This is a genomic window from Caldovatus aquaticus (assembly GCF_019458025.1).
Lineage (GTDB): Bacteria > Pseudomonadota > Alphaproteobacteria > Acetobacterales > Acetobacteraceae > Caldovatus > Caldovatus aquaticus.
The window spans coordinates 61,580-85,352 of the sequence record NZ_JAHZUY010000007.1 but is presented as its reverse complement, the minus strand read 5'-3'; the positions used below and the strand labels follow the sequence as shown (position 1 = coordinate 85,352).

The following is a 23,773-nucleotide window of genomic DNA, read 5'->3' as shown; positions in this document are numbered from 1 at the left end:
GCATGAGCACGACCCTCGCCCCCGGCGCCGCCTCCCCGACCGCGCGCCGGGGGGCAAGCTGGCTCTCCCGGTGGGAGCCCGAGGACCCCGTCTTCTGGGAGACCGAAGGCAAGGCGCGGGCCTGGAAGACGCTGGTGATCACCACCGCCAGCCTGACCTTGGCCTTCATCGTCTGGTTCGTGGTCAGCGCGCTGGTGGTGCGCCTGCCGCAGATCGGCTTCCGGCTCACCACCGGGCAGCTCTTCTGGCTGGCGGCGATGCCGGGCCTCGCCGGCGGGACGCTGCGTCTGGTCCACACCTTCCTCACCCCGATCTACGGCACGCGCGCGGTGGTGACATGGTCCACCGCCTCGCTGCTGGTGCCCGCGCTCGGCTGGGCGGTCGCCGTGCAGAACCCCGGAACGCCCTACTGGGTGCTCATGGTCCTCGCCTTCCTGGCGGGCCTCGGCGGCGGGAACTTCTCCTCCTTCATGCCCTCCACCAGCCTGTTCTTCCCCAAGCGCCTGCAGGGCACGGCGCTCGCGATCCAGGCGGGGATCGGCAATTTCGGCGTCTCGGTCGTGCAGTTCGTGACGCCGTGGATCATCGGCATCGCGCTGTTCGGCAGTCTTGCCGGTACGCCGCAGGTGCTGACCATGGGCGGCGCCCAGAAGACGGTCTGGCTGCAGAACGCGACGCTGGTCTACGTGCCGTTCATCGCGCTCTGCGCGGCGCTCGCCTGGGTGATGCTGCGCAGCGTGCCGATCACCGCCAATGTGCGCGAGCAGTTCGACATTTTCGGCAACCCCCACACCTGGGTCATGACCTCGCTCTACATCATGACCTTCGGGTGCTTCAGCGGCCTCTCGGCGACCTTCCCGCTGCTGATCAAGCAGATCTACGGCGCGCTTCCCGGCGCGCCCGACCCGCTGGCCTACGCCTTCTACGGGCCGCTGGTCGGCTCCATCTCGCGCGTGCTGGCAGGACCGGTCAGCGACCGGTTCGGCGGCGGGCGGGTGACGCACTGGGCCGGGCTCGGCATGACGGCCTGCGCGCTCGCGGTGCCGTTCTTCACCTCCTCCGCCTCGCTCGAGGCCTTCCCCTGGTTCGTGGCGACGATGCTCGGCCTGTTCTTCTTCGCCGGCGTCGGCAACGCCTCCACCTTCAAGCAGATGCCGATGATCTTCCCGCCGCGCCAGGCGGGCGGCGTCATCGGCTTCACCGCGGCGGTCGCGGCCTACGGCCCGTTCCTGTTCGGGCTGCTGTTCGGCTGGGCGTTCGGCGCCTTCGGCGGCCCGAACGTGGTGTTCTACGGCATCGCCGCCTTCTTCCTGATCAACGTCGCGCTGAACTGGTGGCTCTACGCCCGCCGCGGCGCGAAGACCCCCTGCTGAGGGCCTGACAGATGTCGCACTTCCTCGACCGCCTCGCCTTCTTCAAGCGCTACGTCGAGCCCTTCGCGGGTGGGCACGGCAGCGTCACCAACGAGCCGCGCGGCTGGGAGGACGCCTACCGGCAGCGCTGGGCGCACGACAAGATCGTGCGCTCCACCCACGGGGTGAACTGCACCGGCTCGTGCTCCTGGAAGATCTACGTCAAGGGCGGCGTGGTGACCTGGGAGACGCAGCAGACCGACTATCCGCGCACGCGGCCCGGCCTGCCGAACCACGAGCCGCGCGGCTGCGGACGCGGCGCGACCTATTCCTGGTATCTCTACAGCGCCAACCGGCTGAAGCACCCGATGATGCGCAAGCGCCTGCTGCGGCTGTGGCGCGAGGCGAAGGCGCAGCATCCCGACCCGGTGCGCGCGTGGGAGAGCATCCAGGCCGATCCGGCGAAGCGCCGCGAGTACCAGAAGGTGCGCGGCATGGGCGGCTTCGTGCGCGTGAGCTGGGAGGAGGCGGAGGAGCTGATCGCCGCCGCAAACGTGTACACGGCGAAGACCCACGGGCCGGACCGGATCATCGGCTTCTCGCCGATCCCGGCGATGAGCATGGTGAGCTACGCCGCCGGCAGCCGCTATCTCTCCCTCATCGGCGGCGTCTGCATGAGCTTCTACGACTGGTACTGCGACCTGCCTCCCTCCTCGCCGCAGACCTGGGGCGAGCAGACCGACGTGCCGGAGAGCGCGGACTGGTACAACGCCGGCTTCCTCATGATGTGGGGCTCGAACGTGCCGCAGACGCGCACGCCCGATGCCCACTTCATGACCGAGGCGCGCTACCACGGCGCCAAGACCGTCGTCGTCACGCCCGACTACTCCGAGGCCTCGAAGTTCGCCGACCTGTGGCTGCACCCGAAGCAGGGGACGGACGCGGCGCTGGCGCTGGCGATGGGCCACGTGATCCTCAAGGAATGGCATCTCGCCGGCCGCTCGTCCTACTTCGAGGACTACTGCCGCCGCTATACCGACATGCCGATGCTGGTGCTGCTCGAGCCCCGCGACGGCGTGCAGGTGATGGGCCGGCAGCTCCGCGCCGCCGATCTTCCGGACGCCCTGGGCGAGACCAACAATTCCGAATGGAAGACCGTCGCGGTGGACGACGCGACGGGCCGCCTCTACTGCCCGACCGGCTCGATCGGCTTCCGCTGGGGCGAGCAGGGGAAGTGGAACCTCGAGGGACGGGATTCGCGCACGCTCGAGGTGACGACGCCGCGCCTGACGCTGCTCGGCAACGGCGGCGAGACGGCCGAGGTCGCCTTCCCCTATTTCGGCGGCCGCGCGCCGGAGTTCTTCAACCCGTCGCGGCATGACGAGGTGCTGGTCCGCCGCGTGCCCGCCATGCGGGTGCGCCTCAAGGACGGCAGCGCGCGCCTGGTCGCCACGGTCTACGACCTGTTCGTCGCCAACTACGGCGTCGAGCGCGGCTTCGGCGACTGCGCCGCCAACTACGACGAGGACCGGCCCTACACCCCGGCCTGGGCGGAAAAGGTGTGCGGCGTGCCGCGCGCGCACATCGTCGCCACCGCCCGCGAATTCGCCGCCAACGCGGACCGCACGCAGGGCAAGTCCATGGTGATCCTCGGCGCCGCGGTGAACCACTGGTACCACGGCGACATGATCTACCGCGGCATCATCAACCTGCTGGTGATGTGCGGCTGCATCGGCCAGTCGGGCGGCGGCTGGGCCCACTATGTCGGCCAGGAGAAGCTGCGCCCGCAGACCGGCTGGGTGCCGCTCGCCTTCGCCACCGACTGGCACCGCCCGCCGCGGCAGATGAACTCGACGAGCTTCTGGTACGCGCACACCGACCAGTGGCGCTACGAGAAGCTGCGGGTGGAGGAGCTGCTCTCCCCGACCGCGCCGCAGCCGCTCAAGGGCGCGCTGATCGACTTCAACGTGCGCGCCGAGCGGATGGGCTGGCTGCCCTCGGCACCGCAGCTCCAGGCCAACCCCCTGCGCATCGCGGAGCTGGCGAAGGCGGCGGGCGAGGCGCCGGCGGCCTTCGTCGCGCGCGCCCTGGGCGACGGCACGCTGCGCATGAGTTGCGAGGACCCGGACCATCCGGCCAACTGGCCGCGAAACTTGTTCGTCTGGCGCTCCAACCTGCTCGGCTCCTCGGGCAAGGGGCACGAGTACTTCCTCAAGCATCTGCTCGGCACGGTGCATGGCGTGCAGGGCAAGGACCTCGGCGAGCAGGGCGGCGTGAAGCCCGAGGAGGTCGTCTGGCGCGATCCGGCGCCCGAGGGCAAGCTCGACCTCCTGGTCACGCTCGACTTCCGCATGAGCACGACGTGCATGTATTCCGACGTCGTGCTGCCGACCGCGACCTGGTACGAGAAGCACGACCTCAACACCTCCGACATGCACCCCTTCATCCACCCGCTCTCGGCGGCGGTGGACCCGGCCTGGGAGGCGCGCACGGACTGGGCGATCTTCAAGGGGATCGCGCGGCGCTTCAGCGAGCTCTGCGTCGGGCATCTCGGCGTCGAAACCGACGTGGTGCTGGCGCCGCTGATGCACGACACGCCGCAGGAGCTGGCGCAGAACGCGGTGCGCGACTGGAAGCGCGGCGAGTGCGAGCCTGTTCCCGGCAAGACCATGCCGGCGGTGGTCGCGATCGAGCGCGACTATCCGCGCACCTACGCGCGCTTCACCGCGCTCGGACCGCTGATGGACAAGGTCGGCAACGGGGGCAAGGGCATCGCCTGGAAGACCGAGCACGAGGTCGAGTTCCTGGCGCAGCTCAACGGCACCACCGTCGTGCCAGGCGTGGAGGGCCGGCGTCCGAAAATCGAGACCGACATTGACGCCGCCGAGGTGATCCTCGCCCTCGCCCCCGAGACAAACGGCCACGTCGCGGTCAAGGCCTGGGCGGCGCTGTCGCAGAACACCGGCCGCGACCACACCCACCTCGCGAAGGGCAAGGAGCATGAGGCGATCCGCTTCCGCGACGTGCAGGCGCAGCCGCGCAAGATCATCTCCTCGCCGACCTGGAGCGGCGTGGAGAGCGAGGAGGTCTGCTACAACGCCGGCTACACCAACGTCCACGAGCTGATCCCGTGGCGCACGCTGTCCGGCAGGCAGCAGCTCTACCAGGACCATCCCTGGATGCTGGCCTTCGGCGAGCAGCTCTGCGTCTACAAGCCGCCGGTCGACCTGAAGGCGCACCAGGCGATGGTCGGCCGCGTGCCGAACGGCAACAAGGAGCTGGTGCTGAACTTCATCACGCCGCACCAGAAGTGGGGCATCCACAGCACCTATTCGGACAACCTGATCATGCTGACGCTGAACCGCGGCGGGCCCGTCGCCTGGATCAGCGAGGCCGACGCCGCGCGCGCGGGCATCGAGGACAACGACTGGATCGAGGCCTTCAACCTCAACGGCGCGCTCACCGCCCGCGCCGTGGTGAGCCAGCGCGTGCCGGAAGGGATGATTCTTATGTATCACGCGCAGGAGAAGATCGTGAACACGCCGGGGTCGGAGGTGATGAAGACCCGCGGCGGCATCCACAACAGCGTCACCCGCGCGGTGCTGAAGCCGACGCACATGATCGGCGGCTACGCGCAGCTCTCCTACGGCTTCAACTACCACGGCACCATCGGCACCAACCGCGACGAGTTCGTGGTGGTGCGCAAGATGGCGAAGGTGGACTGGATGGACGAGCCCGCCGCGTCCGACCAGGCCGCTCCGGCTGTGGCCGCGGAATAAGGAGCGACGACGATGAAGGTCCGCGCCCAGATCGCGATGGTGCTGAACCTCGACAAGTGCATCGGCTGCCACACCTGCTCGATCACTTGCAAGCAGGTGTGGACGACGCGCGAGGGCGTCGAATACGCCTGGTTCAACAACGTCGAGACCAAGCCCGGCATCGGCTACCCGAAGGACTGGGAGAACCAGGACCGCTGGAAGGGCGGCTGGCGGCGCAAGCGCAACGGCAGGATCGAGCCGCGCATCGGCGGGCGCCTGCGCGTGCTGGCCAAGATCTTCGCCAACCCCGACATGCCGGAGATCGACGACTACTACGAGCCCTTCACCTTCGACTACGGGAACCTCCACAACGCGCCCGAGTCGAAGGCGATGCCGACCGCCCGCCCGGTCAGCCTGATCACCGGCGAGCGGATGGAGAAGATCGAGTGGGGCCCGAACTGGGAGGAGATCCTCGGCACCGAGTTCCGCAAGCGCTCGCGCGACCGCAACTTCGAGGCGGTGCAGAAGGAGATCTACGGCCAGTTCGAGCACACCTTCATGATGTACCTGCCCAGGCTGTGCGAGCACTGCCTCAACCCGGCCTGCGTCGCCGCCTGCCCGTCGGGCTCGATCTACAAGCGCGAGGAGGACGGCATCGTCCTGATCGACCAGGACAAGTGCCGCGGCTGGCGCATGTGCGTCTCCGCCTGCCCTTACAAGAAGATCTACTACAACTGGCAGTCGGGGAAGGCGGAGAAGTGCACCTTCTGCTTCCCGCGCATCGAGGCGGGCGAGCCGACCGTGTGCTCGGAGACCTGCGTCGGCCGCATCCGCTACCTCGGCGTGATGCTCTACGACGCCGACCGCATCGAGCAGGCGGCGAGCGTCGAGAACGAGCAGCACCTCTACCGCGCCCAGCTCGACATCTTCCTCGACCCGAGCGACCCGGCGGTGATCGCACAGGCGCGCGCCGACGGCGTGCCGGAGCTGTGGCTCGAGGCTGCGCGCCGCTCGCCGGTCTACAAGATGGCGATCGAGTGGGGCGTGGCCTTCCCGCTCCACCCCGAGTACCGCACCCTGCCGATGGTCTGGTACGTGCCGCCGCTCTCGCCGATCCAGGGCGCGCACCAGGCCGGCCACATCGGCTGGGACGAGGAGAGCGGCCTGCCGGACGTGAAGTCGCTGCGCATCCCGGTCCGCTACCTCGCCAACCTCCTCACCGCCGGCGCCGAGGCGCCGGTGGTGCTGGCGCTGCAGCGCATGATGGCGATGCGCATCCACATGCGCGCGCGCACCGTCGAGGGACGCGTCGAGACCGAGGTGCTGAAGAAGGTCGGCCTCAGCCTCGAGCAGGTGGAGGAGATGTACAAGGTGATGGCGATCGCCGACTACGAGGACCGTTTCGTCATCCCCTCCACGCACCGCGAGTACGCGGAGAACGCCTTCGACCTGAAGGCGGCCTGCGGCTTCACCTTCGGCAACGGCTGCTCGACCTCGGGCTCCGCGGGGGCGAACCTGTTCTCGACGAAGCGGACCTCGGCCGGGCTGCAGGCGCCGCGGGTGGAGATCCGGCGCGTCCCGGCGAACGGCGCGCGGCCCGCCGCCCCCTCCCCTGCGGCCGCGCCGGCCGCCGCGGCACCGCCTCCGCGGCAGCCGGAGAAGGTGTGACCGCCATGCGCCGCTCCCTGCGCGCGCTCGCCGCGCTGCTCGCCTACCCGACCGCGGAACTGCAGCAGGCGCTGCCCGAGGTGCGGGCGGCGCTCGCCGCCGACGCGACGCTCGCGCCGGCGATGCCCGCACTCGATCGCCTCCTCGCGGAGCTCGGCGCGGGCGACCTGCTCGACCTGCAGGAGGCCTACGTCGCGCTGTTCGACCGCACCCGCGGCCTCTGCCTCAACCTGTTCGAGCACGTCCACGGCGATTCGCGCGAGCGCGGACCGGCCATGGTCGAGCTCGCCGGCATCTACGCCGCGGCCGGCCTCGCGCCCGCCGCGGGCGAGCTGCCGGACTACCTGCCGATGCTGCTGGAGTTCGCGGCGGTCGCGCCGGAGCGGGGGGCCGACCTGCTCGCCAACGCCGCGCCTCTGCTCGACCTCCTCCACCGGCGCCTGCTCGCCCGCGGCAGCGCCTATGCCGCAGTGCTCCACGCCGCGCTTCTCGTCGCCGGTGCCGAGCCCGGCACCGCGCCCCTCGCCGACGCGCCGGAGGCGACGCCGGAGGAGCTCGACGCCGCCTACGCCGAGGCCCCCGTCGTCTTCGGCCCGGACGCCGACCCGGCGGCCGAGTGCGGCGGCGTCGCGCTCGCCGCGAAGCTGCGCGCCGCGCGCCGCAACCCCGCCCCCCCGATGCCATCGCGCCGTCCCGTGATCCGCCACGTCACGACGGCGCCCAGCGGAGGCTGATCCCCGCCATGTCCGATTTCCTGCACACCCTCGCCTTCGGCATCTACCCCTACATCGCGCTGACCGTGTTCCTGCTCGGCAGCCTGGTGCGGTTCGAGCGGGAGCAGTACTCCTGGCGCAGCGGCTCCTCGCAGCTCCTGCGCGCGCGGCAGCTCCGCGTCGGCAGCAACCTGTTCCACATCGGCATCCTGTTCCTGCTGTTCGGCCACACGGTCGGGCTGCTGACGCCGCACGAGATCTACAGCCTGGTCATCACCGCCGAGCAGAAGCAGATGCTGGCGATCGTCTCGGGCGGCATCGCCGGCGTCGTCTGCTTCGTCGGCCTGACGATGCTGCTGCACCGCCGGCTCTACGACCCGCGCATCCGCAAGACCTCCAGCGCGATGGACATCGCCGTGCTGGTGCTGCTCTGGCTGCAGCTCGTGCTCGGCCTGGCGACGATCCCCTTCTCGCTCGCGCACCGCGACGGGCAGGTGATGATGCAGCTCTCGCACTGGGCGCAGCACATCCTCACCTTCCGGGCCGACGCGGCGTCCTTCCTGGACGACGTGGGCTGGGTGTTCAAGGCGCACCTCCTGCTCGGGATGACGCTGTTCGTCGTGTTCCCGTTCTCGCGCCTGGTGCACATCTGGTCGGCGCCGGTCGGCTACGTCTTCCGGCCCTACCAGCTCGTGCGCCGGCGCGGCGGCGCCCGCACCGCGGCCTGAGAGGGTCCGCGCCATGATCCGCGTGGATGGCGTCGAGATCCCGGACCGGGCGATCGCGGCGGAGATGCAGCACCATCCCGCCCCCACGCGGGAAGCGGCCTGGCATGCGGCGGCGCAGGCGCTGGTGGTGCGCCAGCTCCTGCTCGCCGAGGCCGAACGGCGCGGCTTCGGCGGCGCGGAGGAGGAGGCGGTCTCGCGTCTCCTCGCCGCCGAGATCGCGGTGCCGGAGGCGGACGAGGCGACCTGCCGCCGCTGGTACGAGGCCAACCGCGGGCGCTTCCGCAGCCAGGAGGCCTGGCACGCGCAGCACCTCCTCATCGCCGCCGATCCCGAGGACGCGGAGGCGCGCCGCAGCGCGGAGGCCGAGGCGCGCGCGCTGCTCGCGGAGGTGCAGGCCGATCCGGACCGGCTCGGCCCCCTCGCCCGGGAGCGGTCCGCCTGCCCCTCGCGCGAGCAGGGAGGCGACCTCGGCCTGGTGGAGCCCGGCACGACCGTGCCGGAGTTCGAGGCGGCGCTGCGGGCGCTTGCGCCGGGCGGGATCCATCCCACGCCGGTCGCGACGCGCTTCGGGTTCCACGTCCTGCGCCTGCTGCGCCACGAGCCCGGCCGCGAACTGCCCTACGAGACGGTCGCGCCGCGGATCGCGGCCTGGCTGCGCGAGGCGAGCTGGCGCCGCGCCGTGCACCAGTACATCGCCCTCCTTGCGCGGCGCGCGCGGATCGAGGGCTTCTCCCTCGACCACAGCGCCGCGGACGGCCCCCTTGTGCAATAGGAGCTCCGCTCGGCCATGCCCCCCGGCGAGCCCTCGCCCCCTGTCTCCGGCGCCCATGTGGCGCCGATTCAGCCGGCGCTGCTCGACGACCCGATCGCCTTCCTGAGCGCCGAGCACGCGCGCCAGACCGTGCTGCTCGGCCACCTCGAGCGGGTCGCGCGCGACCCCCAGGGGCGTGCTGCGCGGGACCTCGCCGCCGTGCTGCTGGTCTGGCTGACGGAGGAGATGCCGCTGCACGTCGCCGACGAAGAGCGCTCGCTCTATCCGCGTCTCGCCGCCCATGACGAGCAGGGCGTCCTCGAGCGGCTGCGCGAGGAGCACCGCCGCGACCACCGCCTGATCGCCGACCTCGTCTCCGGCCTGCGCCGCATCGCCGAGGGCCACGCGCCGATGGCGGGCTTCCCCGAGATCGCGCGGGAATTCGCCGCGGGGCATCGCCGGCACCTGGCCATCGAGGAGTCGGTGCTGGCGCCGCTGGCACGGCGCTGCCTCGGCCCGGAGGCGATGGCCGCCCTGGGGGCGGAGATGGCCGCCCGCCGCGACGGACGGCGGGTCTGAGCGAACCGCCGCCGCGTGGACCGCCCGCTCCGTCCTCTCCCGACGACGGCGCACCGCGCCGGCTCGTGCAGGGTCTCGAGCGGCTCCGCCGGCACCGCTTCGCGACCGCCACCGATCGGCACGACGCGCTGCTGCGCGGGAAACAGCGCCCGGAGGCGACGGTCATCGCCCGCGCCGGCAGCCGCACCGATCCCGCCGTCGTCACCGGCGCCGCGCCGGGCGATCTCCGCGTCGTGCGCGACGCCGCCGCGCCGGTGCCGCCCTGCGAGGAGGACCGGCACCCGCGCGGCATGGCCGCGGCGATCGGCCTCGGCATCGCCGGCCTCGGCGTGCGCTGTGCCACGGCGCTCGGCCATTCCTTCTGCGCCGGGGTGCGCTGCCTGCCCGGGCACGACCACGTGGCGCGGCGCTTCGCCTTCGTCTCCGACCGGATCGAGGTCGCCGCCGCGGTGTGCGCGGAGAGGAAGGACCCGGCCACCGAGGCGGGCCGCGCGCTCGCCGCCGGTTTCGCCGAACGGGCGACGGTGCTTGCAAGCCCGCATCGCCGCGCCACCTCTCCGTTCGTATCGGAGCGCGTGGCCGGTGGGCGTCCGGACCTGCACGGCTGGCCCTTCCGCTTCGGCTGGGGCGTGCCGCTCGCCGCCAGCGGCCGGCGGGAGGAAGCCGCCGCCGCGTCGCTCGCCGTCTGACCGAGGCTCACGCGCCATGGACGCAACCGCCACCTCCCGCCCGCCAGGCCTTGCGCTGTTCGCGCAGGGGTTCCGCCCCTTCTTCCTCCTCGCCGGACTGCTGGCGGTCGCCGTGATCGCGGCCTGGGTCGCCGCCCTGCATGGCGCCGCCCTGCCGGAGGGACCGCTGCCGCACTGGCATGCTCACGAGATGCTGGCCGGCTTCGTCGGCGCGGCGATGTCGGGCTTCCTGCTGACCGCCGTGCCGAACTGGACGGGGCGCCCGGGCTATGGCGGCGCGCCGCTGGTGCTGCCGGTTGCGCTGTTCGTGCTCGCGCGCCTCGCGCTGGCGCCCGGCTCGCCGGTTCCTATCGGCCTCGCCGCCGCGCTCGCGCTGCTGCCGCTGCCGGTGCTGCTGCTGACCGTGCTGCCGGCGCTGATCCGAGCCGGCCGGGCGCGGCTGTTCGGACCGCCCGCCCTCGTCCTCGGCTTCTGGGTCGGCGACCTGCTGATGCTCGGCGACGCCGCCGGCTGGTTCCACGACACCGGCGAGACGGGCGAGCACCTGATGCTGAACCTCGCCCTGGCGCTGGTCGGGCTGATCGGCGGGCGCATCGTGCCGTCCTTCACCGTCAATGCGCTGCGCAAGCTGGGGCGGGACGCCACGCTGCGGCCGCTGCCGGGCGTGGACACGGGGACCGTGGCGGCGCTGCTCGCCGTCGCCTTGGTGGACCTGGTGGCGGAGGAGACGCCGCTCGCGGGCGCGGTCGCCGCGGCGGCCGCCGTGCTCGCGCTGCTCCGGCTGTCGCGCTGGCACGGCCTCGCTACGCTCGACCAGCCGATCCTCTGGGTGCTGCATCTCGCCTACCTGTTCATCCCCGTCGCGCTCGGGCTGAAGGCGCTGCATCTTCTGGCCGGCGCGGGCTGGGCGGCGAACTGGCTGCACGTGCAGGCGATCGGCGCGATCGCGCTGATGATCCTCGCGGTGATGACCCGCGCCACGCTCGGCCACACCGGGCGCGAGCTGCGCGCGCCCCCCTCCGCGGCGCTCGCCTACGCGCTGCTGCCGCTCGCGGCGCTCGCGCGCGCCTTCGGCCCGTTCGTCCTGCCGGGCAGCGCCGGGCTGGCGCTCGCCGGCGCGCTGTGGCTTGCGGCCTTCGCCCTGTTCCTGTGGGGGTTCGCGCCGATGCTGCTTGCGCCGCGGCCCGACGGGAAGCCGGGGTGACCGGAGCGCGTTCCCCCTTCGCCCTCTGCACAAGGAGCCCCCGATGCAGAACCCCCCGCCCCTGCCCGCCGCCGCAGCCCGGGTCGCGCAGGACTACCCCGAGCTCTACCGCGCCTATGCCGCGCTCGGCGCCGCGTGCGCCGCGAGCGGCCCGATCGAGGCGAAGACGCAGCGCCTGGTGAAGCTCGCGCTCGCCATCGGTGCCGGGTCGGAGGGCGGCGTGCATTCGCATTGCCGCCGCGCCCTCGAGGAGGGCGTCGCGCCGGAGGCGATGCGGCAGGTGGCGTTGCTCGCCATCCCGACGCTCGGATTCCCGCGCGCGGTGGCGGCGCTCACCTGGATCGAGGACGTGATCGGCAAGCCCAGGCACTCCCCCCTGACGACGACCTGACTGAGGCGCGGCCGCTCCGCCACGCTCCGTTGCGCCGGGGGCGGACACGGCTTAAGCCCCTCCCCGGACGACCGGACAGGCGATCGGGAGGGATCGGTGCGATGCGGCTCTACAGGCTCCCCCGCGCGGAACGGATCGAGGACCTCACCCTGACCGAGGCCGAGACGCCGCGGCCTGCGCGCGGCCAGGTGCTGGTGCGCATGCGCGCGGCCTCGCTCAACTACCGCGACCTGATGGTGGCGACCGGGCGCTATGGCCGCGGCGGCGGCGTGAAGCCGGGGCTGGTGCCGCTCTCCGACGGCGCCGGCGAGGTGGTCGAGATCGGGCCCGACGTCACCCGCGTCGCCCCCGGCGATCGCGTCGCCGGCCTGTTCATGCCGCGCTGGCTCGGCGGCGAGATCACCGAGGAGGTGGCGGCGGTCGCGCTCGGCGGCGGCGCGACCGATGGGGTGCTGGCCGAATACGTGCTGTTCGAGCAGGACGCGCTGGTCCGGCTGCCCGACCACCTCTCCTTCGAGGCCGGCGCCACCCTGCCCTGCGCCGGCGTCACCGCCTGGAACGCGCTGTACGGCGGACCGCGGCCGCTGCAGCCGGGAGAGACGGTGCTGCTGCTCGGCACCGGCGGCGTCTCCGTCTTCGCGCTGCAATTCGCACGCATCGGCGGGGCGCGACCGATCGTGATCTCCTCGAGCGACGCCAAGCTTGCCCGCGCGGCGGAATTCGGCGCCGCGGCCGGGGTCAATTACCGCGCCCAGCCGGAGTGGCAGGACCGGGTGCTGGAGCTGACCGGCGGACGCGGCGTGGATCATGTCGTCGAGGTGGGCGGCCCCGGGACCCTGCCGCGCTCGATCCGCGCCGCGCGGCTCGGCGGGCAGATCCACCAGATCGGCGCGGCGCTCGCCGGCGCCGGCGGGCTGGTAGACCCGGCGCCGCTGATGCGCCGCAATCTGCTGCTGCGCGGCATCTATGTCGGCTCGCGCGCGATGTTCGAGACGATGAACCGCGCCATCGCGCTGCACGCGATCCAGCCCGTGATCGACCGCGTCTTCCCCTTCGAGGCGGCGCGCGACGCCTATCGCCACCTGGAGAGCCAGGCGCATTTCGGCAAGGTGGTGATCCGGATCGCCTGAGCCGGCCACGACCGGACCGCCCGACGTCGGATGGACGCGCCTGCCGCGCAGGAGGACGGGCTGCCGCCGGCGCAGCGGCGCCGGGCGGTGCTCGCGGTGATGCTGGTGCTCGCCCAGGCGGTGCTGCTGGCGGCGCAGGTCAATGTCGCGCTGCCCGGCATCGCGCGCGACCTCGCCGCCGATCCGGCGGCGACGGTGTGGATCGTCAATGCCTACCAGCTCGCCGTCGTCGCCACCATGCTGCCCTTCGCCGCGCTCGGCGACCGGATCGGGCACCGGCGCGTCTTCCTCGCCGGCACGGCCGCGTTCGGCCTCGCGTCGGCAGCCTGCGCGCTGGCGCCGTCGCTGCCTCTGCTGATCGCGGCGCGGTTCGTGCAGGGGCTCGGCGGCGCGGCGACGATGAGCGTGCAGCCGGCGCTGCTCCGCTTCAGCTATCCCCATGCCCAGCTCGGCCGCGCCATCGGCAACACGGCGATGGTGGTGGCGATCTCGACCGCGGTGGGGCCGAGCGCCGCCGCGGCGCTGCTCGCGGTCGCCGACTGGCCGTGGATGTTCCTGGTGAACCTGCCGCTGGCGCTGCTCGGCCTGGCGCTCGGCGCGCCGGCCCTGCCGCGCGACGCGGCGACGCGGAGCGCGGCGGACGGGCGCTTCGACGCGCTGGCCGCCCTGCTCAACGCCGCCGCCTTCGGCCTCGTCTTCGTCGGGCTCTACGCGCTCGCGGCGCGGCCCGTGCTCGGCGTCGTCGCGCTGTGCGGCGGCCTCGCGGCCGGGGCGGCGCTGGTGCGCCGCGAGTCCGGCGCGCCGGCGCCGCTGCTGCCGCTCGACCTGCTTCGGGTGCCGGCGATCGGCCTCGCCGTCGCCGCCTCGGTCTGCAATTTCGCCGGGCAGATGACGGCTTTCGTCGCGCTGCCCTTCCTGCTCCAGCACGATCTCGGGCGCGACCAGGTGGAGACCGGGCTGCTCATCACGCCCTGGGCGGTCGCGGTCGCGCTGGTGGCGCCGCTGGCAGGGCGGCTGTCGGACCGGTTCTCCACCGCGACCCTCTGCGCGATCGGCGGCGCGCTGACGGCAACGGGGCTCGCGCTGCTCGCGGCGCTGCCGCATGCGGCGGGAACCGCCGGCTTCGTCGCGCTGCTGGCGCTGGCCGGGCTGGGCTTCGGGCTGTTCCAGACACCGAACAACCGCGCGATGCTCGGCGCGGCGCCCCGCGCGCGCAGCGGCGGCGCGGGCGGGCTGCAGGGCACCGCGCGGCTGAGCGGGCAGACGCTCGGCTCGACGGTGGTCGGGCTGACCTTCCTCGCCGTGCCGCAGGCCGCGCCGGCCACGGCGCTGGCGCTCGGCGCGTGCTTCGCGCTGGCGGGCGGGGCGGTGAGCCTGGGCAGGCGGCTGCGCGCCGACCGGCCTGTGGGCTGATCGGGCCCGGGGCGGACCCGTCCCCGGCACGGCACCGGCGCAGCGGTGACGACGATGACGATCCGGCGGCGCTCGCTTTGACCGGGCGGCCATGCGGCGCGAAGGCCTCCGGGAGCACGCGCCGCCACCGCCGGTGGCCCGGCCCCCATGAAAGCGCCGGCGCCGGAGACGGTCTCCGCGCGGCAGCGGCGGCTCCCGCGTGACGAGGCCCGGATGCCGCGCGCCGTGGTCCGCGACGGCGATCAGGTCGCCCGTCGCCGCCGGGTGCGGCGCGTCCGGGCGCCCCGGCTGCGCCAGGCCGCGGCCCGCGAAACCGCGCCGGAGAGGGTCAGGCGGGCCCGGCCACCGCCGCCCGCTGCGCGGCGCGCGTCCGTGCCAGGACCTCGGGCTTCGGCCCGCCGGCCATCCAGTCGAGCAGCTCCACCGTGTGCACGATGGGGAGGGCGCCGCCCGCGAGCTGCGTGAGGCAGCCGATGTTGCCGGTGGCGATCAGGTCGGCGCCCGTCCGCTCCAGGTGGCCGAGCTTGCGCTCGCGCAGGCGGCCCGCGATCTCCGGCTGCAGCAGGTTGTAGGTGCCGGCCGAGCCGCAGCAGAGATGCGCCTCCCTGGGTTCCCTCACCGCGAAGCCGGCGCGCTGCAGCAACTCCTTCGGCAGGGACGTGATCTGCTGCCCGTGCTGCAGGCTGCACGCCGCCTGGTAGGCGACGGTGAGGCCAGGCGGCTCGCGCGCCGGCGCGTAGCCGAACCGCGCCAGCACCTCGCTCACGTCCCTGGCGATCGCCGCGACCTTCGCCGCGCGTTCGGCCCAGGGCGCGGGCTCCTCCCGGAACAGGAAGCCGTAGTCCTTGACCATGGTGCCGCAGCCCGAGGCGTTGATCACCACCGCGTCGAGCCCCTCCCCCTCCATCTCCGCGCTCCATGCCGCGATGTTGGCGCGGGCAAGGCGCATCGCCGGGGCGTGGTGGCCCATGTGGTGGTCGAGCGCGCCGCAGCAGCCCTCGCCCTGCGCCACCACCACCTCGACGCCCAGGCGGGTGAGCAGGCGGATCGTCGCCTCGTTGATCGCGGGGGCGAGCACCTGCTGGGCGCAGCCGGTGAGCAGCGCCACGCGCCCGCGGCGCTCCCCCGCGGCGCGGTGCACCTGCGGGCGCTGCATCGGGCTCGGCGGCGGCAGCGCGGCGGGGGCGAGGCGCAGCATCGCCCGCAGCCGCTGCGCGGTCATCGAGGCGCCGGGCACCAGCGGCGCCAGCCGCCGGCCGAGCCGCGCGGCGAGGAGCGCGGCGCGGAACCGCGCCGGATAGGGCAGCAGCCGGCTCAGCAGGCGCCGCAGCAGGCGTTCAGGCAGCGGGCGGCGATAGGTCTCCTCGATGACGCGGCGGGCGTGGTCCACCAGGTGCATGTAGTGCACGCCGGAGGGGCAGGTGGTCATGCAGGAGAGGCAGGAGAGGCAACGGTCGACGTGCTTCACCACTTCCGGCGCCGCCGGGCGGCCGCTCTCCAGCATGTCCTTGATGAGGTAGATTCGCCCGCGCGGCGAGTCGAGCTCGTCGCCGAGCAGCACGAAGGTCGGGCAGGTCGCGGTGCAGAAGCCGCAATGCACGCAGGTGCGGAGGATGCGGTTGGACTCCCGGATGTCCGGGTCGCGGAGCTGCTCGGGCGTGAAGCTGGTCTGCATCCGGTGAACCTCGCGGGCGGCCGGGGGCCGCGTCCTGCTTCCCTCTAGTAGCGGCTCCGCGCGCCCGCCGCGAATCGCGCGCTCGGCCGGCGGAAGCGATGCCCGCCATCATTTCGCCGCGCCTGCCGCAGTGCCGCCCCGGCACAGCCCTTCCCTCGCCGCTCCGGGCCGGTGTGCTGGCGGTGCCCAGAGGGGAAGGACGGGCCCATGCGACCGGACGACGAGCGACCGATCCCGTGCCATGCCGCGTGGCGGGACGCCGCGGCGCCTTCCCGCCGGAGCGGCCGCGACGGCGCGACGACGCTCTGGCAAGAGCTGGCGCGGCGCTGGACGGCGACCGCCGGCATGGCCGCCGCCCTTGCGGGCGGTCAGTCGGCGGCCGCCCCGATCTCCGGCTCGGCCTCCGCCTCCGCCGGCCGGGGCAGCAGCGACAGCCGCGCGTGGATCTGCCCGTAGATCGAGGCCTCGAAGAAGGCGCGGTCGACGATGCCTCCGGCCGCCGCCCGGTTCGGCAGCCGGGCCAGGAAGCGCTCGTACACCTCCATGTAGCGCCGGGCGTGGCGGGCGAAGCGCGGATCCATCTCCAGCGTCCAGCCCTCGCGCGGCGAGGCCGGCAGCATGCGCAGGATGCGCAGCGCCAGCTCCTCCGGCCCGGGCAGCGGCACCTCCTCGAGCGTCGGCTCGTCGGGATCGCCGCCCACGCGCCGCCAGCCGAAGGCGAGGCGGAACATCGCGGTGAGCAGCATGGTCAGCTCGCGCACCGTGAGGTCCCATTCCGCCGTCAGGCGCAGCGCCCGGGTCTCCCGCGCGTGCTGGCCGATCGCCTCGATCTGTTGCCGCCCGACGCGCACGCCCTCCTTCGCGAGCTCGCCTTGCGCGCGCAGCACGTCCGTCTGGGTGCGGTACTCGCGGATCGCGACGGCGAGCTGCTGCTGCTGCAGCGCCAGCGCCTCGGCGCTGCGGGTGACGGCCTCGCGCAGCAGGCCGAGCTCGCGCCGCTGCAGGAGATGGGCGGCGGCGAGGAAGGCGAGCGCCGGCGGGGCGAACAAGCCGGCGAGCAAGGCGCCGAGCTCCCCCGGCCCCGCCCCGAGCACCTTCTGCGGATCGGGCAGCAGGACCCACAGCCCCAGCGCCGCCACCGCCGGGAAGGCGGTGAACACGAGCGTGAGGCCGAGAAGAACGATCCGCGCCATGGCGACGGGAACCGACGATCGCAATAATATCTTTATAACATGTATGCGAGCGCGAACGCAGCATGTTCTGTGCGCGACGATGACGGCCGCAGGGCCGACTCGGGGCCGACGGATCAGGCCCCCGCCCGCATCCGGCCCGGATTGAGCACGCCCTTGGGGTCCAGCGCCGCCTTCACCCGGGCGGCGATCGCGGCGAGCGGCGGCGGCTCCCCCGGCAGCACCGCGACCGCGGCGCGCAGGGGTTCGGGGGCGCGGAACAGGGTCCAGACGCCGCCGCCGGCGCGGGCCGCCGCCGTGACGGCGGCGTGCGCCGCCTCGGTCGCCGGCCCGGCGACCCAGACCAGGCCGCCACCCCAGTCCAGCAGCAGCCTGGCGGCGAAGGCCCCGCGCAGCGCCGCGGCGACTGCCGGCCCGGCGGTCGGCGGGACGGAGACGCGCCAGATCGCCTCCCCGGCAGCGGCGCCGAGCAGGCTCGCCTCGCGCACCAGGCGCCACAGGGCCCGGCTGGTCTCGGCGTCGAGCAGGCGCGGCGCGCCGAGGGGGGCGAGCAGCGCGCGCAGCCGGTCGAGGCGATAGGCGACCGAGGGCGCGAAGTCCTCGATCCGCAGCAGCGCCGTCGTCCCCTCCAGGCCGAAGGCCGGCGCCCCCTCGGGCAGCAGGGCCGCCCCGGTGGGGCCGAAGGGGCTGCCGAGACCGGCGGCGAGGGCGCGGACTCCGGTGGCGAGGTCGGGGACGCGCAGCGCGACGCTGCCGGTGGCTTCCGGCGCCGGCAGGACCTTGAGCGTGATCTCGGTGAGCACGCCGAGCGTGCCGTAGCTGCCGGTGAGCAGCTTGCAGAGGTCGAGCCCGGTGACGTTCTTCAGCACCCGCCCGCCGGAGCGGATCACCTCGCCCGCGCCGTTGACGAAGCGCACGCCGAGCACGTGGTCGCGCATCGCCCCCCAGGCGATCCGGCGCGGGCCGGAGAGGTTGGCGGCGACGACGCCGCCGAGGGTCGCCGGCAGCTCGGCGCCGAACAGGGCGCGGGTGTCGGGCGGCTCGGCGATCAGGTGCTGGCCGTGCTCGGCGAGCGCCGCCTCGATCTCCGGCAGCGGGGTGCCGGCGCGGGCGGAGAGGATGAGCTCCTGCGGCCGGTAGAGCGTGATGCCGCGGAGGTTGCGGGTGGAGAGGGTGCGCGCCGCCTGGACCGGGCGCAGCAGGGCGCGCTTCGTGCCGTTGCCCTCGATCGCGAGGGGTTCGCCCGCGGCCGCTGCCGCGGCGACGGCGCGGGCGACCTCCTCCTCCGAGTCCGGCGCGAGCAGCGCGGCGCTCATGCCGCGCGGGCGGTGAGAGCGGGCGCGGCGCCCTCGCCCTCCAGCGGGAAGACCTTCGAGGGGTTCAGCAGCCAGTCCGGGTCGAAGGCGCCCTTGATCCGCCGCTGCTGGGCGAGCTCGTGCGGCAGGAACTGCACCCCCATCAGGTCGCGCTTCTCGACGCCGACGCCGTGCTCGCCGGTGAGGCAGCCGCCGACCTCGACGCAGAGCCTGAGGATGTCCGCCCCGAAGGCCTCGGCCTTGCGCGTGCTCTCGGGGTCGTTGGCGTCGAACAGGATCAGCGGATGGAGGTTGCCGTCGCCGGCGTGGAAGACGTTGGCGACCTGGAGGCCGTAGGCGCGGCTCATCTCGGCGATGCGGCCGAGCACGCGCGGCAGCTCGGAGGTCGGGATGGTGCCGTCCATGCAGAGATAGTCGGGCGAGATGCGGCCGACGGCGCCGAAGGCGCCCTTGCGGCCCTTCCAGATCGCCGCGCTCTCCTCGGCGGTCTGCGCGACCCTCAGCGAGATCGGGTCGAAGCGTCCGCAGATCTCCCGGATGCGGCCGAGGAGCATGTCCTGCTCGGCCTCGCTGCCCTCGACCTCGATGATCAGCATCGCCTCCGCGTCCAGCGGGTAGCCGGCATGGGCGAAGGCCTCGCAGGCGTGGATGCAGGGGCGGTCCATGAACTCGAGCGCGACCGGGATGATGCCGCTGCCGATGATGGCGGCGACCGCAGCGCCGGCGACCTCGATCGAGCGGAAGGCGGCGAGCATCGCCCGCGCCCCCTCCGGGCTCGGCAGGATGCGCACCGTGACCTCGGTGACGATGCCGAGCTGGCCCTCGCTGCCGGTGATCAGGCCGAGCCAGTCGTAGCCCGCGGCGTCGAGGTGGCGGCCGCCGATCTCCACCACCTCGCCCTCGACGGTGACGAATTTCACCCCGAGCAGGTTGTTCGCCGTCACCCCGTATTTCAGGCAGTGCGCGCCGCCCGAGTTCATCATCACGTTGCCGCCGATCATGCAGGCGAGCTGCGAGGACGGGTCGGGGGCGTAGAAGAAGCCCCGCTCCGCGACCGCGGCGGTGATGCCGAGGTTGGTCACGCCCGCCTCCACCACGGCGAGGCGGTTGTCGTAGTCCACCTCGAGGATGCGGTTCATCCGCATCAGGCCGATCACCACCGCGTCCGCGAGCGGCAGCGCCCCGCCGGAGAGCGAGGTGCCGGCCCCGCGCGGCACCACGCGGATGCCGTTCGCGTGGCAGTAGCGCATCACGGCGGCGACCTGTTCGGTGCTGGTGGGCAGCACGACCGCGAGCGGGGGCTGGCGGTAGGCGGTGAGGCCGTCGGTCTCGTAGGGCTTGAGCTCGAGCGGGGCGCTGATGACGCCCTCGCCGGGAACGATGGCGCGCAGCGCGGCGACGATCGCGTCGCGGCGGGCGAGGATTTCCGGCTTCGGCGGCGGCAGGGCGATCACGGCGGGCAGGCTCCGGAAGGGGGCCGGAGACGAAGATGTGGCGCCGCCGCCGGAGGAGCAAGTCGGCACGCGGCGGGGCCGGCGGAGCGCGCCGCGGCCGGCCCGGCACCCTCCGCCGGCCCCGCCCCGGACACAGCCCCCGCCCCGAACGCCGGCCAGGCGCGGCCCGGCCGGGGACGGGTCAGCCCTGCCGGGCCTTGAGCCGCGGCTTCAGCTTGTTGATGACGTAGATCCGCCCCTTGCGGCGCACGAGCTTGCAGTTCTTGTCGCGCGTCTTGGCGGTCTTCAGGCTGTTGAGGATCTTCATCGGTGGCCACCTCGCAAGGCTGCGGCTTCTAGGGTCGGCGGGGGGACGGGTCAAGCCGGCGGCGCGGCGTCGCTACTCCGCCGCCGCCCGGCCCGCCGCCTCCTCCGCCGCGAGCCGCAGCACGCCCTCGCGCGTCTGCGGCAGCTTGCGGCCGAGGATCTGCTCGGCGACCTGGTTGCGCAGCACCTGCGCGGTGCCGCCGGCGATGGCGAACATGCGCGCGTCGCGGACGTAGCGCTCCATCGGGTTGTCGCGCGAATAGCCGGCCGCGCCCCAGACCTGCAGCGCCGCGTTGGTCACCCGGATCGCCATCTCCGAGGCGAGGATCTTCGCCTGGGCGGCGGCGAGGCGATCGGGGAAGCCGGCCGGGCCGGCGCTGCGCGCGGCGCGCCAGACCATCGCCCGCGCGGCCTCGATCTCGATCGCCATGTCGGCGAGCATCCAGGAGAGGCCCTGGAATTCCGCGATCGGCCGGCCGAACTGGCGGCGCCGCCTGGCGTAGTCGAGCGCGTGCCCGTAGGCGCCGGCGGCGAGGCCGAGCGCCACCGTCGCCGCGCCGACGCGCTGGCCGTTGTAGGCGTCCATCAGCCGCCCGAAGCCGCGCGCCCAGCCGCCGGGCGGGCGCAGCGCCATCGCGTCGGGCACCGCGACGCCGCGCAGCGCGATCTCCGCCTCCGGCATCCCGCGCAGGCCCATCGAGGGGATGCGGCGCACGCTCATGCCGGGCGGCAAGGCGTCGCCCTCGCGCACGACGAGGAAGCCGCCGATGCCCTTCTCCTCGCCGTCCTCGACGGCGCGGGCGAAGACGAGGTGCAGGCGCGAGACGCCGCCGCCGGTGATCCAGGTCTTGTCGCCGTCGAGCACCCACACGTCGCCGCGGCGCACCGCGCGGGTGCGCATCTCGGTCGCGGCGGAACCGGCCTCGGGCTCGGTGATCAGGATCGCCGGCTTGTCGCCGGCGAGGACGAGGCCGGCGGCGAGGCGCTTCTGCTCCGGCGTGCCGTAGGCCATCACGGCGCCGATCGCGCCCATGTTGGCCTCGACGACGATGCGGCCGCAGACGGCGCAGGCCCTGGAGAATTCCTCGATCGCCAGCACCGCGTCGAAATAAGAGAGACCGGCCCCGCCCCATTCGCGGGGGATGGTCATGCCCATGAAGCCCGCCTCGGTCAGGCGGCGGACCATCGGCCAGGGATACTGCTCGCTGCGGTCGGTCTCCGCGGCCTGGGCGGCGGCCTCGCGCGCCAGCTCGCGGGCGCGGTCGCGCAGATGCCGCTGCGCCGCGGTCAGGCCATCCGCATCGGTCGTCTCGGCAGCCGCCATCTCGCGCCCTCCTCCGCCGGCCCGCCGCGTTGCTACTCGGCGGCGATCGCCTCGGCAATGGTGGGCGCGAGGCCGCGGAACTCCGCCGCGCGCGGGCTGCGGGCGCGCCAGGCGAGGCCGAGCCTGCGCCCGACCTCGCGATCGAGCGGGCGCACCGCCACCGGGGCGCCGGCAAGGACGCCGCCGCGCACCGCAAGCCGCGGCACCAGCGTCACCCCGAGGCCGCTCGCGACCATCTGCACCAGGGTGTAGAGCGAGGTGGCGGCGAAGGCCTCGCCCGCCGCCGCGCCCGGCAGGCCGCAGGCGTCGAGCGCATGCTCGCGCAGGCAGTGGCCGTCCTCGAGCAGCAGCAGCCGCTCCGCGCCGAGGGCGGCGACCGGCACCCGCTCGCGCGCGGCCAGCCGGTGGTCCTCGGGCAGGGCGGCGAGGAAGGGATCGAGGGCGAGCGGCTCGGTCTCCGCCTCGCCGCAGGCGCAGGGCAGCGCGAGGAGGAGGAGGTCGAGGCGGCCGCCCTCCAGCGCCTCCACCAGCCGCTCGGTCAAATCCTCGCGCAGCCAGAGCTTGAGGCGCGGGAATCGGTCGCGCAGCCGCGGCATCAGGCGCGGCAGCAGGAAGGGCCCGATGGTCGGAATGATGCCGAGGCGCAGCGGGCCGCTCAGCGGCTCGCGCGCCGCGGCGGCGGTCTCCACCACCGCCTCCAGGGCACCGAGCGCGGCGCGGGCGCGCGCCACGATCTCGAGGCCGAGCGGGGTGAAGACCGGGCGCTTGGCGCCGGTGCGCTCCAGCAGCGCGGCATCGAGCTGCTGCTCCAGCGCGATGATCCCGGCCGAGAGGGTGGACTGGGTGACGGCGCAGGCCGCGGCGGCGCGGCCGAAATGCCCGTGCTCGGCGAGGGCGACGAGGTAGCGGAGCTGACGGGGGGACGGCAGCGGCGTCATCGGTCCGCTCGATGAAAAGCGTTGACATTATTCATTAGAACGTTGCGCCGCGGATCGCCACCCTCGACCCGCTGCGGCCAGGCAGGCGGCCGGCCAGCGGACCGCCGGCCTCCGCGCCGCCGCGGCTCTGCAAGGGAGGCATGCCATGTTCCTGAGAATCGACCGGCTGCAGGTCGAGATGCCGATGCCGACCAGGCCGGACCCGAGCGCCGCCGCCGCGGTGCAGGAGCTGATGGGCGGGCGCTTCGGCGAGATGACGACGCTCAACACCTACATGTACCAGAGCTTCAACTTCCGCCAGCGCGACAAGCTGCGCCCGTTCTACGCGCTGATCGCCAACATCGCGACCGAGGAGCTCGGCCACATCGAGCTGGTCGGCGCGACGGTGAACGCCCTGCTCCACGGCATCGAGCCGAAGGGCGACACCGCCAAGGGCGAGGCGCCCTTCGCCGACCCGTTCAAGACCGCCGCCGGCGCCGGCCCGAGCTTCCATATCAACGGGCCGCACGGGATCATGGCGGCGAATGCGCTCGGCCAGCCCTGGCGGGGCGACTACATCTTCAACTCGGGCAACCTGATCCTCGACCTGCTGCACAACTTCTTCCTCGAGAACGGCGCGCGCACGGTGAAGCTCCGCGTCTATCAGATGACGGACAACCCGGCGGCGCGGCGCATGCTCGGCTACCTGTTCACGCGCGGCGGCGTGCACGCCGAGGCCTACGCGCGGGCGCTCGAGCAGCTCACCGGCGTGGACATGAAGAAGATGCTGCCGATCCCGAACATCCGGGCAGAGGAGATCCCGGAGAGCCGGAAGTTCCTGGAGGAGGGCTCGCACCGCCGGCTCTACCGCTTCAGCACCACCGACTTCGACGAGATCCGCGCCATCTGGCAGGGCCAGGCGCTCGACGGGTCGGGGCCGCTCGAGGTGACCGACGGCCCGCCCACCGGCGGCCCGCAATACCAGCTCGAAGGCGTCGCCCAGGCCTTCATCCCGGACTATCACCCGGAGGAGATCCTGGAGATCGCGCGGAAGCTCTACCAGAAGGCGAGCGGATGACGGCCGCGCGGCGGGCGCCCGGTCCGGCGGGACCGGGCGCTGCCGCTCCGGCCGGGAATGATGGAATATTCCGATCATCACGAACAAAACTATTCATTTGCCCATCCTGCTGCGCCGCAGCATATGCGCTCGCGAGG

Annotated in this window: 20 protein-coding genes; 13 read left to right on the top strand and 7 right to left on the bottom strand. The window is 73.5% G+C overall.

Going from position 1 to position 23,773, the window contains the following annotated elements:
- Positions 1-2 precede the first annotated feature (2 nt).
- From K1J50_RS05165 to K1J50_RS05110, 12 genes are all read left to right on the top strand, one after another.
- A complete protein-coding gene (locus K1J50_RS05165; RefSeq protein WP_220116371.1) occupies positions 3-1,373 on the top strand; it encodes an MFS transporter in 1,371 nt (456 codons plus the stop codon).
- 11 nt (positions 1,374-1,384) lie between these two features.
- Positions 1,385-5,131: a nitrate reductase subunit alpha gene (locus K1J50_RS05160; RefSeq protein ID WP_220116370.1), complete on the top strand. Its 3,747-nt coding sequence runs from the start codon at positions 1,385-1,387 to the stop codon at positions 5,129-5,131.
- A 12-nt stretch (positions 5,132-5,143) separates the two neighbouring features.
- A complete protein-coding gene (gene narH / locus K1J50_RS05155) occupies positions 5,144-6,778 on the top strand; it encodes a nitrate reductase subunit beta (protein WP_220116369.1) in 1,635 nt (544 codons plus the stop codon).
- 5 nt (positions 6,779-6,783) lie between these two features.
- Positions 6,784-7,512, top strand: a complete 729-nt coding sequence (gene narJ / locus K1J50_RS05150; RefSeq protein ID WP_220116368.1) for a nitrate reductase molybdenum cofactor assembly chaperone — start codon at positions 6,784-6,786, stop codon at positions 7,510-7,512.
- 8 nt (positions 7,513-7,520) lie between these two features.
- Positions 7,521-8,219 (top strand): respiratory nitrate reductase subunit gamma, encoded by a 699-nt coding sequence (narI, locus tag K1J50_RS05145; protein ID WP_220116367.1) that lies wholly within the window; start codon positions 7,521-7,523, stop codon positions 8,217-8,219.
- Positions 8,220-8,232: 13 nt separating this feature from the next.
- Entirely contained in the window at positions 8,233-8,991 is a 759-nt protein-coding gene (locus tag K1J50_RS05140; protein ID WP_220116366.1) for a peptidylprolyl isomerase, read from the top strand.
- 15 nt (positions 8,992-9,006) lie between these two features.
- Positions 9,007-9,549: a hemerythrin domain-containing protein gene (locus K1J50_RS05135; protein WP_220116365.1), complete on the top strand. Its 543-nt coding sequence runs from the start codon at positions 9,007-9,009 to the stop codon at positions 9,547-9,549.
- 65 nt (positions 9,550-9,614) lie between these two features.
- On the top strand, positions 9,615-10,238 hold the full coding sequence (locus K1J50_RS05130; RefSeq protein WP_220116364.1) for a carbonic anhydrase: 624 nt from the start codon (positions 9,615-9,617) through the stop codon (positions 10,236-10,238).
- A 16-nt stretch (positions 10,239-10,254) separates the two neighbouring features.
- A complete protein-coding gene (locus tag K1J50_RS05125; protein ID WP_220116363.1) occupies positions 10,255-11,442 on the top strand; it encodes an NnrS family protein in 1,188 nt (395 codons plus the stop codon).
- A gap of 43 nt (positions 11,443-11,485) precedes the next feature.
- Entirely contained in the window at positions 11,486-11,833 is a 348-nt protein-coding gene (locus K1J50_RS05120) for a carboxymuconolactone decarboxylase family protein (protein WP_220116362.1), read from the top strand.
- Positions 11,834-11,934: 101 nt separating this feature from the next.
- Entirely contained in the window at positions 11,935-12,963 is a 1,029-nt protein-coding gene (locus tag K1J50_RS05115; protein ID WP_220116361.1) for a zinc-dependent alcohol dehydrogenase family protein, read from the top strand.
- Positions 12,964-12,993: 30 nt separating this feature from the next.
- The gene (locus K1J50_RS05110) at positions 12,994-14,376 is read left to right on the top strand and encodes an MFS transporter (RefSeq protein WP_220116360.1); all 1,383 of its coding nucleotides are present in this window, start codon (positions 12,994-12,996) and stop codon (positions 14,374-14,376) included.
- Positions 14,377-14,704: 328 nt separating this feature from the next.
- Here K1J50_RS05110 and glcF read toward each other — a convergent pair whose 3' ends face one another.
- The 7 genes from glcF to K1J50_RS05075 all read right to left on the bottom strand — a co-directional run bounded on the left by glcF (position 14,705) and on the right by K1J50_RS05075 (position 22,579).
- Positions 14,705-16,051, bottom strand: coding sequence for a glycolate oxidase subunit GlcF (gene glcF / locus K1J50_RS05105; protein ID WP_220116359.1), 1,347 nt, complete (start codon positions 16,049-16,051; stop codon positions 14,705-14,707).
- A 368-nt stretch (positions 16,052-16,419) separates the two neighbouring features.
- A complete protein-coding gene (locus K1J50_RS05100) occupies positions 16,420-17,244 on the bottom strand; it encodes a hypothetical protein (protein WP_220116358.1) in 825 nt (274 codons plus the stop codon).
- A 113-nt stretch (positions 17,245-17,357) separates the two neighbouring features.
- Positions 17,358-18,557 (bottom strand): glycolate oxidase subunit GlcE, encoded by a 1,200-nt coding sequence (gene glcE, locus K1J50_RS05095; protein ID WP_220116357.1) that lies wholly within the window; start codon positions 18,555-18,557, stop codon positions 17,358-17,360.
- Positions 18,554-20,011 (bottom strand): FAD-linked oxidase C-terminal domain-containing protein, encoded by a 1,458-nt coding sequence (locus tag K1J50_RS05090; protein WP_220116356.1) that lies wholly within the window; start codon positions 20,009-20,011, stop codon positions 18,554-18,556. Before K1J50_RS05090 ends, glcE begins: the two co-directional genes overlap by 4 nt.
- 181 nt (positions 20,012-20,192) lie before the next feature.
- Positions 20,193-20,318 (bottom strand): type B 50S ribosomal protein L36, encoded by a 126-nt coding sequence (gene ykgO, locus K1J50_RS05085; RefSeq protein ID WP_220116355.1) that lies wholly within the window; start codon positions 20,316-20,318, stop codon positions 20,193-20,195.
- Positions 20,319-20,390: 72 nt separating this feature from the next.
- Entirely contained in the window at positions 20,391-21,641 is a 1,251-nt protein-coding gene (gene acdA, locus K1J50_RS05080) for a 3-sulfinopropanoyl-CoA desulfinase (RefSeq protein ID WP_220116354.1), read from the bottom strand.
- 32 nt (positions 21,642-21,673) lie between these two features.
- Positions 21,674-22,579, bottom strand: a complete 906-nt coding sequence (locus K1J50_RS05075) for a hydrogen peroxide-inducible genes activator (protein ID WP_220116353.1) — start codon at positions 22,577-22,579, stop codon at positions 21,674-21,676.
- A gap of 145 nt (positions 22,580-22,724) precedes the next feature.
- On the opposite strand from K1J50_RS05075, the gene K1J50_RS05070 reads away from it, so the two are divergent.
- Positions 22,725-23,636 carry a manganese catalase family protein gene (locus K1J50_RS05070; protein WP_220116352.1) on the top strand — a complete coding sequence of 304 codons (912 nt, stop codon included), beginning with the start codon at positions 22,725-22,727 and terminating at the stop codon, positions 23,634-23,636.
- Positions 23,637-23,773: the final 137 nt, after the last annotated feature.